Origin of the sequence: Actinomycetospora chlora (assembly GCF_039542135.1) — a bacterium.
In the GTDB taxonomy this organism is placed as follows: domain Bacteria; phylum Actinomycetota; class Actinomycetes; order Mycobacteriales; family Pseudonocardiaceae; genus Actinomycetospora; species Actinomycetospora chlora.
The window spans coordinates 16,909-30,782 of record NZ_BAABHO010000060.1 but is presented as its reverse complement, the minus strand read 5'-3'; the positions used below and the strand labels follow the sequence as shown (position 1 = coordinate 30,782).

General features: G+C 75.0%; 13 protein-coding genes and 1 pseudogene. 11 read left to right on the top strand and 3 right to left on the bottom strand.

What is annotated here, in order from left to right:
* Both ABD994_RS26710 and ABD994_RS26705 read left to right on the top strand, forming a co-directional pair.
* A pseudogene (locus ABD994_RS26710) lies at nt 1-208 on the top strand (hypothetical protein); the annotation flags it as partial.
* Nucleotides 209-224: 16 nt separating this feature from the next.
* Nucleotides 225-1,181 (top strand): ROK family protein, encoded by a 957-nt coding sequence (locus tag ABD994_RS26705; protein WP_345423012.1) that lies wholly within the window; start codon nt 225-227, stop codon nt 1,179-1,181.
* On the opposite strand, the gene ABD994_RS26700 is transcribed toward ABD994_RS26705, so the two are convergent.
* Nucleotides 1,178-1,792: a hypothetical protein gene (locus ABD994_RS26700; RefSeq protein ID WP_345423009.1), complete on the bottom strand. Its 615-nt coding sequence runs from the start codon at nt 1,790-1,792 to the stop codon at nt 1,178-1,180. The genes ABD994_RS26705 and ABD994_RS26700 overlap by 4 nt on opposite strands.
* Nucleotides 1,789-2,604, bottom strand: coding sequence for an alpha/beta hydrolase (locus ABD994_RS26695; protein WP_345423006.1), 816 nt, complete (start codon nt 2,602-2,604; stop codon nt 1,789-1,791). The genes ABD994_RS26700 and ABD994_RS26695 overlap by 4 nt, the downstream gene beginning before the upstream one ends.
* A 205-nt stretch (nt 2,605-2,809) precedes the next feature.
* Here ABD994_RS26695 and ABD994_RS26690 point away from each other — a divergent pair, with 205 nt between their 5' ends.
* Genes ABD994_RS26690 through ABD994_RS26680 form a run of 3 tightly spaced genes read left to right on the top strand, consistent with a single transcriptional unit; the run spans nt 2,810 to nt 5,514 of the window.
* The gene (locus ABD994_RS26690; RefSeq protein WP_345423003.1) at nt 2,810-3,508 is read left to right on the top strand and encodes a lysophospholipid acyltransferase family protein; all 699 of its coding nucleotides are present in this window, start codon (nt 2,810-2,812) and stop codon (nt 3,506-3,508) included.
* 26 nt (nt 3,509-3,534) lie between these two features.
* Nucleotides 3,535-4,056, top strand: a complete 522-nt coding sequence (locus ABD994_RS26685) for a polyadenylate-specific 3'-exoribonuclease AS (protein ID WP_345423000.1) — start codon at nt 3,535-3,537, stop codon at nt 4,054-4,056.
* Between the two features lie 57 nt (nt 4,057-4,113).
* Nucleotides 4,114-5,514, top strand: coding sequence for a class II 3-deoxy-7-phosphoheptulonate synthase (locus ABD994_RS26680; RefSeq protein ID WP_345422997.1), 1,401 nt, complete (start codon nt 4,114-4,116; stop codon nt 5,512-5,514).
* Here the strand turns inward: ABD994_RS26680 and ABD994_RS26675 are convergent.
* Nucleotides 5,504-6,100 (bottom strand): TetR/AcrR family transcriptional regulator, encoded by a 597-nt coding sequence (locus ABD994_RS26675; protein WP_345422994.1) that lies wholly within the window; start codon nt 6,098-6,100, stop codon nt 5,504-5,506. The genes ABD994_RS26680 and ABD994_RS26675 overlap by 11 nt on opposite strands.
* Before the next feature lie 190 nt (nt 6,101-6,290).
* Here ABD994_RS26675 and ABD994_RS26670 point away from each other — a divergent pair, with 190 nt between their 5' ends.
* The 6 genes from ABD994_RS26670 to ABD994_RS26645 are packed head-to-tail and all read left to right on the top strand — an operon-like array spanning nt 6,291 to nt 13,859.
* A complete protein-coding gene (locus ABD994_RS26670) occupies nt 6,291-7,655 on the top strand; it encodes an MFS transporter (RefSeq protein ID WP_345422991.1) in 1,365 nt (454 codons plus the stop codon).
* Nucleotides 7,652-8,107: a MaoC/PaaZ C-terminal domain-containing protein gene (locus ABD994_RS26665; protein ID WP_345422988.1), complete on the top strand. Its 456-nt coding sequence runs from the start codon at nt 7,652-7,654 to the stop codon at nt 8,105-8,107. Before ABD994_RS26670 ends, ABD994_RS26665 begins: the two co-directional genes overlap by 4 nt.
* Nucleotides 8,100-9,734, top strand: coding sequence for an AMP-binding protein (locus ABD994_RS26660; RefSeq protein WP_345422985.1), 1,635 nt, complete (start codon nt 8,100-8,102; stop codon nt 9,732-9,734). Before ABD994_RS26665 ends, ABD994_RS26660 begins: the two co-directional genes overlap by 8 nt.
* The gene (locus tag ABD994_RS26655) at nt 9,731-10,531 is read left to right on the top strand and encodes an enoyl-CoA hydratase/isomerase family protein (protein ID WP_345422982.1); all 801 of its coding nucleotides are present in this window, start codon (nt 9,731-9,733) and stop codon (nt 10,529-10,531) included. The genes ABD994_RS26660 and ABD994_RS26655 overlap by 4 nt, the downstream gene beginning before the upstream one ends.
* Entirely contained in the window at nt 10,528-12,108 is a 1,581-nt protein-coding gene (locus ABD994_RS26650) for an acyl-CoA carboxylase subunit beta (RefSeq protein WP_345422979.1), read from the top strand. Before ABD994_RS26655 ends, ABD994_RS26650 begins: the two co-directional genes overlap by 4 nt.
* A complete protein-coding gene (locus ABD994_RS26645; RefSeq protein WP_345422976.1) occupies nt 12,105-13,859 on the top strand; it encodes an acetyl/propionyl/methylcrotonyl-CoA carboxylase subunit alpha in 1,755 nt (584 codons plus the stop codon). Before ABD994_RS26650 ends, ABD994_RS26645 begins: the two co-directional genes overlap by 4 nt.
* Nucleotides 13,860-13,874 lie beyond the last annotated feature (15 nt).

The window sequence follows — 13,874 nt, the reverse complement described above, 5'->3', positions numbered from 1 at the left end:
GGGAGGTCGTGGGGGGTCGTGCGCCGCCGACGCCCCGCCGCCACGTGCGGCCACCCCGCGCCCCGCGCCGCGGCGCACGAACCCCCACGACCTCCCGACCGACACCCCGACCAGCGCTCCCGCATCCCCGGCCGCCCCGGCACCGGCCCGGCCCTCGGTGCAGCGCATCGCCATCCGGCGCCCCGCGCGCGGGGACGGCCCGCGGTGAGCGGGCCCGGCACCCCGTGCTGACCGTCGGGGTCGACATCGGCGGGACCTCGGTCCGCGCGGGCGTCGTGGACGCCGACGGCACGGTGATCGCGGAGGTGGCGGCCCCGACGGCGCGGGACGCCGCCGGGCTCGACGACACCGTCGTCGACCTCGTCGGGGGGCTGGCCGCCCGCCACCGGGTGGCGGCGGTCGGGATCGCCGTCGCCGGGTTCGTCGACCCGGACCGCCGCACGGTCGCGTTCGGCGCCCACCTCCCGTGGCGCGACGACCCCGTGGTCGACCGGCTGGCCGAGCGGCTCGGGCTGCCCGTGGTGGTGGAGCACGACGCGAACGCCGCCGGGCTCGCCGAGCACCGGGTCGGCGCGGCCGCCGGCGCGCGGGTGGCCGTGCTCGTCGCCCTCGGCACGGGCATCGGCGCGGCGCTGCTCCTCGACGGGGCGGTGTACCGAGGCGCGTACGGCGTGGCCCCCGAGCTCGGGCACCTCACCGTCGTCCGCGGGGGCCGACCCTGCCCGTGCGGCAAGCACGGCTGCCTCGAGCGCTACTGCAGCGGCTCGGCCCTGGGCCGGTCGGCCGAGGAGCTCGTCGCGGCGACCGAGGACTTCTCGCTGCTGCGCGCGACGTGGGAGCGCGCCGAGCCGCTGACCGGCCGCGACGTCGCCCGGGCCGCCGAGCAGGGGGACGCGCTGGCGTGCCGGGTGGTCGAGGAGTTCGCCGACTGGCTGGGGCAGGGGCTCGCCGTCGTCGCGGACGTGTTCGACCCGGACGTCGTCGTCGTGGGCGGCGAGGTGTCCGCGTCGGCGCCGCTCTACCTCGACCGGGCGCGGGAACGCTACGCCGAGCAGCTCACCGGCCGCGGCCACCGCCGGCTCGCCGAGGTGCGCCCGGCCGCGCTCGGGGGCCGCGCCGGCATCGTCGGCGCCGCGCTCGACGCCGGGGAGCGGACCTTCCCCGGCCAGAGGTACGGCTAGAGCACCGCGCCGTCGTCGTCGGAGCCCCGGCCGCGGCGCAGCCCGAACACCAGCCAGCCCAGCCCGGCCGTCATGGCCAGCAGGCCGGGCACGATCCCGAGACCGATGGGCCCGCCGATGAGGCCGGGCACCGCGAGCAGGACGACCCCCACGATCAGCAGCCCGATGCCGAGCAGGCTGCTCAGCCCGAGCTTGGGCAGCGGCGGGGGCTCCGGCGGCACGTAGTGCTCGTCCTCGGCGGGCCGCGCCGGCGGGTTGCGCCGCGCCTCGGGCACCGGGGGATCGACCCGCGGGTCGGTGCCGGGGCGCGGGGCCTGGCGGCCGGGGACGTCGCGCGTCGTCGCCTGGCCCCCGGGCGGGGTCTGCGTGCCGAGACCCGACGACGGGCCGTCGTCGTCGCGGGCCGGGGCGCGGTCGTCGGGGTGGACGAGGTCGTCGCGCCACTCGTCCGGCCATTGCGGGGCCCCGTCGGCCGCCCAGTCGGCGACGATCGACGCGAAGGCCGCGTCGACGTCCGGGGGCAGCTCGGGGCGGCGGCTGCCGCCCGCGTCGCGGCCGGCGGGGTCGGGGTGGGCCTGCTCGGGGCCGGTCGGGTCGTCGGGCGCGCTCATGCAGGAGTCCCTGGGGTGGAGCCGGCGGGGTCCGCCACGGTATGCCCGGAGGTGCGGGTGGCGTGCACGCGACGGACGAAAGCCACACTGTCGGCGAAGATCCGCGGCGCGTCGTTGTCGAGCGTGGCGACGTGGTGGCTGTCGGCCAGCACCACGTCGGTGACGTCGTCGGAGGCGATGCCCTCGAGCACGAGGGCGCTGTTGACCGGCTCCACGACGTGGTCGGACGGGGAGTGGCACAGCAGGACGGGGCAGCGCACCCGCCCGAGGTCGGCCCGCACGAGCCGCCACAGCGCCGTCAGCGACACGGCCGCGCGCGTGGGCAGCCGGTCGTACGCGAGCTCGGTGACCCCGGGCTTCCTGATGTCGTTCGCGACGCCGGGCACCCACGGCACGACCCACTGGATGTAGGGCGCGATCGCCGCGTCGCGGCGCAGCGTGGTGACCGACGGGTTGACCAGGGCGATGCCCGCGATCTCGTCGCCGCGCTCCTGCGCGAGCCGCAGCGTCAGCGTGCCGCCCATCGACTGCCCGAAGACGAACACGGAGCGGTACTCGCGCCGCAGGTCGTCGACCGCGCGCGAGACCTCCGCGTACCAGTCGGGCCAGCGGGTGCGGTTGAGGTCCTGCCAGCGGGTGCCGTGGCCCGGCAGCCGGGGCCCGCGCACGCCGATGCCCTCGGACGCCAGGTACTCGCCCCAGGCCCGCATGCTCTGCGGCGTGCCGGTGAGGCCGTGGCTGAGCACCACCCCGATCTCGCGCGTGCCCTCGGGATCGGAGGCGAAGGGCTCGGCTCCGGGCATCACGGGCACGGTTCCTCCGGGCGCCGGACGGCGCGGCGTCGGGACCCGCCACGAGCGGCGGGTGGAGAGCGGGTCGGGACCACCATCGTGGCATGCCCCACACGTCCGGGTCACGCGGTGGGGCCCCTGACGCGCCGGACGGTTCCCCGTCGTCCCCGACGGGCGCCTAGGCTCCCCGGGACGGACCAGCGGGACGTCGTTCGGAGGGACCCGGGTGCTCTACTGGATCATGAAGTACGCCCTGCTCGGGCCGCTGATGCGCCTGGCGTTCCGCCCGCGCGTCGAGGGTGCCGCGCACCTCCCGCGCCACGGTGGGGCGCTGGTCGCGTCGAACCACCTCGCGGTGCTCGACTCCTTCGTCCTGCCGCTGATGGTGCCCCGGCGGATGGCGTTCCCCGCGAAGGCGGAGTACTTCACCCAGCCCGGCCTCCTCGGCACCCTCAAGCGCTGGTTCTTCACCGGCATGGGCCAGGTGCCGATCGAGCGGGGCAACGGCCGGGCGGCCCGGGCCGCGCTCGACACCGGGATCGGCGTCCTGCGCGAGGGACGGCTGTTCGGCATCTACCCCGAGGGCACCCGCTCGCCCGACGGTCGCCTCTACAAGGGGCGCACCGGCGTCGCGCGGATGGCCCTCGAGGCGGGCGTCCCGGTGGTGCCCGTCGCCATGATCGGCACCGACCGGGCCAACCCCGTCGGCTCGCGCATCTGGCGCCCGCACCGCATCGGCATCCGCATCGGCGCCCCGCTCGACTTCTCCCGTTACCACGGCATCACCGACGACCGGCAGGTCGAGCGGGCCATCACCGACGAGATCATGGACGCGGTACGCGTGCTCTCCGGGCAGGAGTACGTGGACGTCTACGCGAGCACGGTGAAGGACGCGAAGGACAAGGCCGGGGCCGAGGCGGCGTAGCCGCCCCCACCGGGGAGGATGGGCCCGTGGCCCGGTACTTCTACGACTGCGAGTTCATCGAGGACGGGACCACCATCGAGCTGGTCTCGGTGGGCGTGGTGGACGAGGCGGGCCGCGAGTTCTACGCGATCTCGCGGCAGTTCGACCCGCTGCGGGCGGGCCCGTGGGTGCGCAAGAACGTCCTGGACAAGCTGCCCCCGACATCGGACCCCGCGTGGCGCAGCCGGCTGGCGATCCGCGAGGCGTTCTACGAGTTCGTGACCGCGGGCGAGGGCCCGGTCGAGCTGTGGGCCTGGTACGCCGCGTACGACCACGTGGCCGTCGCCCAGCTCTGGGGCGCGATGCCGGAGCTGCCGCGCGCGCTGCCGCGGTTCACCCGCGACCTGCGCCAGCGCTGGGACGACGTCGGGCGCCCGGAGCTACCCGCCGCCCCGGCCGACGCCCACGACGCCCTCGCCGACGCCCGCCACAACCTGGCCCGCTGGCAGGTCATCGACGCGCACTGGCGGCGCCTGCACGACGGGGCGGCGGTGTCCGGCGGGGGCTGATCGCCGCGTCGCGGGGAACACGTCGGGCCTGGAGGGGGCACCGTTACGCTGGGTCGGGTGTGGTCCGTCGACCTGCCCGTGGATGCCCTGCCCGGCCTGCCCCCGCTGCCTTCCCACCTGAGGGAGCGCCTCGACGACGCGCTGTCGCGTCCGGCGGCGCAGCAGCCCGACTGGCCGGACGCCCAGGCGGTGACCGACGTCCGCACGGTGCTCGAGCACGTCCCGCCGATCACGGTGCCCGCCGAGGTCGACCGTCTGCAGGACCAGCTGGCGGCCGTCGCCCGCGGTGAGGCGTTCCTGCTGCAGGGCGGCGACTGCGCGGAGACCTTCGCGGACAACACCGAGCCCCACCTGCGCGGCAACATCCGCACGCTGCTGCAGATGGCCGTGGTGCTGACCTACGGCGCGTCGATGCCCGTGGTCAAGATCGGACGGATCGCGGGGCAGTACGCGAAGCCGCGGTCGTCGCCGACCGACGCGCTGGGGCTGCCGTCCTACCGCGGCGACATGGTCAACTCCCTGGCCGCGCACGCCGAGCGCCGCATCCCCGACCCGGGCCGCATGATCCGCGCGTACGCCAACGCGGGCGCGGCCATGAACCTCGTCCGCGCCCTGACCAGCGGCGGCATGGCCGACCTGCACGAGGTCCACGAGTGGAACCGGGAGTTCGTGCGCACCTCCGCGGCGGGCGAGCGCTACGAGGCGGTCGCCGCCGAGATCGACCGGGCGCTGCGGTTCATGAACGCCGCCGGCGTCACCGACCACTCGCTGCGCGGCACGGAGATCTTCGCGTCGCACGAGGCGCTGGTGCTCGACTACGAGCGGGCGCTGCTGCGGCTGGACTCGCGCGTGGAGGCCACCAGCCGGGAGGACGCGCGGCTGTTCTCCCTCGGCGCGCACTTCCTGTGGATCGGGGAGCGCACCCGGGCCCTGGACGGCGCCCACATCGCGTTCGCCGAGCTGCTGGCCAACCCGATCGGGCTCAAGATCGGCCCGGGGACGACGCCCGAGCAGGCCGTCGAGTACGTCGAGCGGCTCGACCCGCACCACCAGCCGGGCCGGCTCACGCTCATCAGCCGCATGGGCGCGGGCAAGGTGCGCGACGTGCTGCCCGGCATCGTCGAGAAGGTCACCGCCTCCGGGCACCAGGTGATCTGGCAGTGCGACCCCATGCACGGCAACACCGTCGAGGCCACCACGGGCTACAAGACCCGCCACTTCGACGCCGTCGTCGACGAGGTGCAGGGGTTCTTCGAGGTCCACCAGCGCCTGGGCACCCACCCGGGCGGCATCCACGTCGAGCTCACCGGCGAGGACGTCACCGAATGCCTCGGCGGCGCCCAGGACATCTCGGACACCGACCTCGCCGGCCGCTACGAGACGGCCTGCGACCCGCGGCTGAACACCCAGCAGTCCCTGGAGCTGGCGTTCCTCGTGGCGGAGATGCTCAGGGGCTGACGCCCTCGCGGTGCCCGACGATCCGCAGCGCGAAGGAGCCGTAGAGGGCGGCGACCTCGCCGGCGGTGTACTGCCCGCGGGGGTCGAACCACGCCTTCGCGTTGTTGCCCATCTCGAGGATGGCGAAGGACGCCACGCGTGGCTCGGCCACGTCGAACGTGCCCGCGGCGCAGCCGCGCTCGACGATGTCGAGGATCCGGCGCCCGTAGGCGTCGCGCTTGTCGATGATCGCCTGCCGGAACGGGTCCTCGAGGCTGCGGATCTCGGTGTTGCAGACGGTCACCTCGGCCGGGTTCTCGAGGAAGTCGAGCACGGTGACCTCGGTGGCCCGTCGCAGCTGGTCGGCGACGTCGGTGACGCCCTCGAGGGCGGCCGACAGCGCGCCCAGGGCACGGTCCATCGCCACGTTCATGATGCTGTGGAGCAGGTCCTGCTTCGACGGGACGTGGTTGTAGAGGCTCGGCGCCGACACCGCGAGCACCTGCGCGATGTCCTTCATCGAGGTGCCCCGGTAGCCCTGCGACGCGAAGAGGTTGCGCGCCGCGACGTGCACGGCCTGCGGCGAGACCGCCGTTGACTTGCTCACAGCGAGCAGACTAACGTCCGCCTCGCAGTATGAACGAACATTAATTAACCAGCCGGTCGACGTCGCCAGTCGGCCGCGCTCGCGAGCGGGCCGACCCCAGCCACGCGGCCGTCCTCGCGCCTGGAGACACCGCGGTCACCCGGTGCGACGGCGCTCCACGCCGCCGCCCACGCGCAGGACGGGGAGAGACATGGCGAACGACACGGCAGCGGCCGGGCCGCCGGGCGGGGAGCGCACGGGGCTGGTCGACCGGGAGGCCGCGCCGGCCCGGCCGCCGATGCGCCGGGTGGCGCTGTCGGTGCTCATCGGCACGACGATCGAGTGGTACGACTTCCAGCTCTACGGCGCCGCCGCGGCGCTGGTGCTCGCGCCGCTGTATTTCCCCTCGGCCGACCCGCTCGCCGGCACGCTGCTCGCCTTCTCCACCTTCGCGATCGGGTTCGGGGCCCGGCCGATCGGCGGCATCGTGTTCGGCCACTTCGGGGACCGCATCGGGCGCAAGAAGGTCCTCGTCCTGTCGCTGACGATGATGGGCGTCGCGACCTTCCTCATGGGCCTGCTGCCCACCTACGCGGCGATCGGGGTGTGGGCGCCGATCCTGCTCGTGCTGCTGCGCCTCGTGCAGGGCTTCGGGGTGGGCGGCGAGTGGGGCGGCGCGGTGCTCACCGCCGTCGAGTACTCGTCGCCGGGCCGCCGCGGGTTCTACGGCAGCCTGCCGCAGGTCGGGGTGCCGGCCGGCCTGGTGCTGTCCACCGCGGCGTTCCTCGGGGTGTCGGCCATGCCCGACGAGCAGTTCCTCGCGTGGGGTTGGCGCATCCCGTTCCTCATCAGCATCGTGCTGGTGGTCGTCGGCCTGGTCGTGCGCATCCAGCTCGACGAGACCCCGGTGTTCGCGAAGGTGCGCGACCGCAAGGAGGCCCGGCGCGTGCCGCTGGTCGCCGCGGTCCGCGCCTACCCGGCCCAGATCCTGCTGGCCATCGGCTCGATGATCAGCACCGGCGCCTACTTCTACATCGTCAACACCTACGCCCTGAGCTACGCCACCTCGGCGAAGACCGCCGGCCGGGGGACGATGCTCGCGGCGATCATGGTGTCGGGCGTGGTCGCCGCCGTGGCGCTGCCGTGGTTCGGGGCGATGAGCGAGCGGGTCGGCCGGCGCCGCATGATCCTCATCGGCCTCGCCGCGATGGCCGTCTGGATCTACCCGACGATCCTCGCCGTCGACAGCGGGAACGTCGCGCTCATCGTGCTCGCCTACGTCGTGGGGGCCGTGTTCTTCAGCGTCAGCTACGGGCCGCAGGCGACGTTCATCGTCGAGATGTTCGACGCGAGCGTGCGGTTCAGCGCCGCCTCCACGAGCTTCCAGATCGGCGTGCTGCTCGGTGGCGCCCTCGCGCCGATCATCGCGGCCGCCCTCGTCGAGGCCACCGGCACCGTCGTCTCGGTCGCCGTCTACGTCTGCCTGGTGTCGCTGCTCTCGCTCGGCTGCGTCCTGGGCGTCAGCCGGGCCGCGCTGGCGCGGGGGAGCGCCGACCTGGAGGGAGCCGGGACGTGATCACGACCTACCTCGACGACATCGCCGTCGGCGACACCTCCGTCTCGCGCCGCCGGACGATCACCGAGACCGACATCGTGCAGTTCGCGATGTTCACCGGGGACTGGCACCCGATCCACACCGTCGTGCCCTACGCGGAGGCCGACCCGCGGTTCGGGCAGCGCATCGCGCACGGGGCGCTCGTGATCTCGGTCGCGCTCGGGCTCGTCGAGTTCTGGCCGGAGGCCATGCGCGCCTTCTACGGGCTCGACCGGCTGCGGTTCGTCCACCCGACGCACATCGGGGCCACCCTGCGGGTGGAGACCGAGGTGCTGGCGGTCCGCCCGCGGCCCGACCGCACCGGCGTCGTCACGTACCGCTTCGTCGTGCGCGACGAGGAGGACCACGAGCTCTGCGTCGCCGACCTGCTGGCCCTGGTGGCGGCCCGGCCCGAGGAGGGGGCGGATGGCTGAGCCGGGGATGCACGTCTACCCGTACGCGGAGCGCACGATCGGGCGGGTCCTCGCCGAGAAGGCGCGCCGGGTCGGCGACCGCCCGTTCCTGCGGTGGGAGGGCCGCACCACCACCTACGCCGAGGTCGACCGCCTCACCAACGCCTGCGCGCGGGGCTTCGCCGCGCTGGGCGTCACGGCGGGGACCCGGGTCGCGGTCCTGCTGCCGAACTGCCCGGAGTTCCTGTGGGTGTGCTGGGGGCTGGGCAAGCTCGGCGCGATCGCCGTCCCGCTGAACACCGCGGCCAAGGGCGAGCAGCTGGCGTACTACCTGCGCCAGTCCGGCTCGCGGTGGGCGTGCTGCGACGCGGCGTCGGCCGGCCTGCTCGAGGCCGTGGAGGGCGCGCAGCTCGAGGGCCTGGTGGTGCGCGGCGACGGCGGCGAGGTCGGCGAGCCCGCGGCGGGCCGCCTGCCGCGGCACGACCTGGCGACCGTGGCCGCTGCGTCGGGCGACCCGCTCGACCTCGAGGACGGGCCGGGGCCCGCCGACCCCTTCCTGATCATGTACACCTCGGGCACGACCGGACCGTCCAAGGGCGTGGTCTGCCCGCACTCCCAGGGGCACGCGGTCGGCGAGCAGATGGCCCGGAACTGCGAGTACGGGCCCGACGACGTGCTGCACACGTGCCTGCCGCTGTTCCACGGCAACGCCATCTGGTACTCGGTACACGCCGCCCTCTGGGCGGACGCCTCGATCGCGCTGTACCCGCGGTTCTCCGCCCGCTCGTTCTGGGCCGAGATCCGCGAGTCCGGCGCCACCGCCTTCAACGCCCTCGGCGCGATGGCCAACATCATCTGGCAGCTGCCGGCGTCGGCGGACGACCGCGCGCACACCGTGCGCACCGCCATGATCGTCCCGACCAGCCGCCAGCTGGTCGACGGGTTCCGCGAGCGGTTCGGCATCGTCGTCACCTCGGTGTTCGCCATGACGGAGAACTGCGCGGTCACCGTCCTCGGCCCGCACGACGACCGCGCCAAGGCCGCGTCCGCGGGCCGCGTGCGCGACGACGTGGCCGTCCAGATCACCGACGACGACGGGCTGCCCCTGCCCGCCGGGGAGATCGGGGAGATCTGCATCCGGCCGAACCGGCCCGGGATGATCATGCTCGGCTACCACGAGATGCCCGAGGCGACCCTCGGCGTGATCCGCGACCTCTGGTTCCTCACCGGCGACCGGGGCCACCTCGACGAGGACGCCTACCTGTTCTTCGCCGACCGCAAGAAGGAGGCGATCCGTCGCCGCGGCGAGAACATCTCGGCCTACGAGCTCGAGACCACGCTCTGCCGCCACCCGGCGGTGCACGAGGTCGCGGCGGTCGCCGTGCCGTCGGACCTCTCCGAGGACGACGTCATGGTCTACGTGGTGCGGGCGCCCGGCGCCGAGGCCAGCTACGAGGAGCTCGTCGCGTTCTCGGTCGACCAGATGGCGTACTACATGGTGCCGCGCTACTGGGAGTTCGTGGACGAGCTGCCGAAGACCCCCAGCCTCAAGATCGAGAAGTTCAAGCTGAAGGCGGCCGCGGTGGAGCGCAGGGAGCAGCTGTGGGACAGGGAGAAGGCGGGCATCGCGGTGCGGAGGAACGGGTGACGCCGGTGGAGGTCGTCCTGCGCGACGACGGCGCCGCCGAGATCACGCTGACCCGCGAGCGCGCCCTCAACGCGCTGAGCCCGGACCTGCTCGCCGGGCTGGCCGACGCCGTCGCGCGGGTGATCGCGGCGGGCTGCCCGGTCGCCGTCGTCCGGGGACGCGGGCCCGCGCTCTCGGCCGGCGCCGACCTGCCCCACCTGCTCGGGCTGCTCGACGACCCGGCGGCAGTGCGTGACTACATCGCCTCGATCGGCGCGGTCCTCGACGCCCTCGAGGCGGCGCCGTTCGTGTCCCTCTGCGTCGTCGACGGGTACGGCGTCGCCGGCGGGTGCGAGCTCATGCTGGCGTGCGACCTGGTCGTCGCCAGCAGCGACGCCCGGCTCGGCGACCGGCACATGGAGTACGGGCTGCTCCCCGGGGCGGGCGGGTCGGTGCGGCTGCCCCGGGCGCTGCCCGCGGCGCTGGCCCGGCGGCTGCTCTACACCGGGGAGATCATCGACGGGGACACCGCCGCCGCGTGGGGTCTCGTCGGCTGGAGCGTGCCGCCCGCGGAGGTCGAGCGCACCGTGGCGGACGTGGTCGGGCGGCTGTTGCGGCACGCCCCGACGGCCCTGCGGACGATGAAGGAGCTCGAGGCGCAGGCGCGGGTGCGGCCCTACCGGGACGCCCTGGCCCACGAGGTGGAGGTGGCCGCGGACTACATCGGCCGCCACCCCGACGGCCGCGAGGGGCTGGCCGCCTTCCGGGAGAAGCGCGCGCCGCGCTTCGGCGCCGCGACGTCGGGGGTCGCCCGGTGACCGCCGCCGAGAGCGACACCGCCGCCATGCCCGAGCCCGTCGCCCCCGCCGCCCCCACAGCCCCCGGCGGCCGGGAGGCCGTCCGGGCCGCCACCGCGAGCGTCCTGACCGGCCTCGACGCCGGCCGCTGGCCGTCCAAGCTCCCGGTCCGCGACCGGCTCGCCCTCCTGCTCGACGAGGACAGCTGGATCGAGGACGGGCTCCTGGCCAACGCGGGCCGCGACGACCTGCCCGCCGACGGCGTCCTCACCGGCGTGGGCCGCGTCGAGGGCCGGCGCGTGGCCGTGATCGCGCACGACTACACGGTGAAGGCCGGGTCGTGGGGCGAGCTGGGGTGCGAGAAGCAGGTCCGCATCCTGGAGCGCGCCTACCGCGACCTCCTGCCCGTCGTGTACCTCGTCGACTCCGCGGGCGGCCGGCTCAACGACCAGATGGGTTTCTTCCCGGGTCGGCGCGGGGCGTCGCGCATCTTCCACCTGCAGGTGCGGCTGTCCGGCCGCGTGCCGCAGATCTGCTGCCTGCTCGGGCCGTCCGCGGCCGGCGGGGCCTACATGCCGGCGTTCACCGACTGGGTCGGGATGGTCGAGGGCAACGCGTCGATGTACCTCGCCTCGCCGCGGATCGCCGAGAAGGTGACCGGGGAGGTCACCACGCTCGAGGAGATGGGCGGGGCGCGGATGCACGCAGAGGTCTCGGGCTGCGGCGACGAGGTGTTCGGCACCGACGGCGAGGCGATCGCCGCCGCCCGCCTGCTGCTGGGGTACCTGCCCGGCTCCTACCGGGAGCGCCCGGCGGCCGTCGCCGCGTCCGCCCCGGAGCCGGCCGCGTGGCCCGACGGCCTGGTCCCGGAGGACCCGAACGCGTCCTACGACGTGCTCGACGTGATCGACCGGATCGTCGACGGCGGGTCGTTCTTCGAGGTCAAGCCGCGCTGGGCGACCGAGATGGTCACCGGTCTCGCGCGCCTGGACGGCGAGGTCGTCGGCATCGTCGCCAACCAGCCCTCGGTGCGCAGCGGCGCGATCTTCGTCGACTCGGCCGATAAGGCCGCCCGGTTCATCACCCTGTGCGACGCGTTCAACGTGCCGCTGGTGTTCCTCCAGGACGTCCCGGGCTTCATGGTCGGCGCCGCGGTGGAGCGCCAGGGCATCATCCGGCACGGGGCGAAGATGGTCACCGCGATGGCGTCGGCCGAGGTGCCGCGGTTCACCGTCGTGCTGCGCAAGGCCTACGCGGCGGGCTACTACGCGATGTGCGCGCCGGGCTTCGAGCCGCGGGCGACGCTCGCGCTGCCGACGGCGACGATCGGCACGATGTCGCCGGAGGCGTCGGTCAACGCCATGTACGCGAACCGGATCGCCGGTCTCACCGACGCCGCGGAGCGCGCCGACTTCGTGGCCCGGCGGGTGGCCGAGCAGGAGGCCGAGATGAACCTCCTGCGGATGGGCGCCGACCTCGTCGTGGACGCCGTGGTCGAGCCCGGCGACCTGCGCGCGGAGCTGATCCGCCGCCTCGCCGACGCCGCCGGCTGGGAACGCACCCGCGACCACCGCCACCACTCCGTGAGCCCGGTGTGACCGGCGCGCTCGGCACCGTCTTCGTGGCGAACCGCGGCGAGATCGCGGTGCGCGTGGTGCGGGCCTGCCGGGACCTGGGGCTGCGCTCGGTGACCTGCTACGCCGACCCGGACGCCGGCTCGCCGCACACGGTGCTGGCCGACGCGTCCGTCCGCCTGCCCGGGGACACGGCCGCGGAGACCTACCTCGCCGCGGACGCGCTGGTCAGGACGGCGCTCGCCGCCGGAGCCGACGCCGTGCACCCCGGCTACGGGTTCCTCGCCGAGGACGCGGGGTTCGCCGAGCGGGTGCGGGCGGCCGGCCTGGTCTGGGTCGGTCCCTCGCCCGACGCGATGCGCGCGCTGGGCGACAAGGTGTCGGCCCGCGCCGTGGCCCGCGCCGTCGGCGCCCCGATGGCCGCGGGCACGGACCGGCCGGTCACCGGGCCCGGGGAGGTCGAGGCGTTCGCCGACGAGCACGGGCTGCCGGTGGCCGTGAAGGCGGCGCGGGGCGGGGGTGGGCGCGGCCTGCGCGTGGCGTGGACCCGCGCGGAGATCCCGGACCTCTACGCGTCGGCCGTGCGGGAGGCCGAGCAGGCCTTCGGCGCGGGGGAGTGCTTCGTCGAGCGCTACCTGCCGCGGGCCCGCCACGTCGAGGTCCAGGTGCTCGCCGACGACGCGGGCGGGGTGCTCGTGCTCGGCACCCGCGACTGCTCGGTGCAGCGCCGCCACCAGAAGCTGGTGGAGGAGGCGCCCGCGCCGGGCCTGCCCGACGCCCTGCGGACCGTCCTGCACGACAGCGCGGTCGCGATCTGCCGCCACGCGGGCTACACCGGCGCCGGCACCGTCGAGTTCCTCGTGGGCGCCGACGGCACCGCGTCGTTCCTCGAGGTCAACACGCGGGTGCAGGTCGAGCACCCGGTGTCCGAGGAGGTCACCGGCATCGACGTGGTGGTCGAGCAGCTGCGCATCGCCGGCGGCGCGCGGCTGCCGGTCACGGGCGTGCACCCGGTCGCGGGCCACGCCGTCGAGCTCCGGATCAACGCCGAGGACCCCTCCCGGGGCTTCGTCCCCTCACCGGGCACGGTCGCGCGGCTGCGCCTGCCCGGCGGTCCGGGCGTGCGGGTCGAGTGCGGGGTGGCGGAGGGCTCGTCCGTCGGCCTGGGCTTCGACTCGCTCATCGCGAAGGTCGTCGTGTGGGGCCGCGACCGCGACCAGGCGCTCGCGCGCGCCCGGCGGGCGGTGGCCGAGACCGAGGTCGAGGGCGTCCGCACCGTCCTGCCCGTCCACCGCGACCTCCTGCGTGACGACGCGTTCACCGGCCCGGAGCTGCGGGTGCACACCCGCTGGCTGGAGGAGGAGTACGTGCCGGCGCCCGACGGTCCCGACGTCGGGCGCCGGGCGACCGCGGGGGTGGTCCGCGTGGGCCGCCGCCGGCTCGCCGTCCCGCTGCCCGGGATGCCCTCGATCACGGGGCCGGCCGCCGACGCGGCCCGCGAGGCGCTGACGGGCGCGGGGGACGGGGCCGGCGGCGCCGGGATCCCGCACGACCTCCTCGTGAGCCCCATTCAGGGCAGCGTCGTGCGGGTCCTGGTGGAGGACGGCCGGCACGTCGGCGTCGGGGAGGTCGTGGCGGTCGTGGAGGCGATGAAGATGGAGAACCCGGTCCGGGCCGGCGTCGCCGGCGTCGTCGCGGACCTCGCGGTCGCGGTCGGCGACTCGGTGGCCCAGGACGCGCCGATCTGCCGGCTCGTCGCCGACCCGGCGGCCTGAACCCGCCTGAACCCA

Bases quoted from the DNA above. Each gene is read 5' to 3' on its own strand.
- ABD994_RS26670 (WP_345422991.1), top strand. From the start codon at position 6,291: ATGGCGAACGACACGGCAGCGGCCGGGCCGCCGGGCGGGGAGCGCACG.
- ABD994_RS26660 (WP_345422985.1), top strand. From the start codon at position 8,100: ATGGCTGAGCCGGGGATGCACGTCTACCCGTACGCGGAGCGCACGATC.
- ABD994_RS26700 (WP_345423009.1), bottom strand. From the start codon at position 1,792: ATGAGCGCGCCCGACGACCCGACCGGCCCCGAGCAGGCCCACCCCGAC.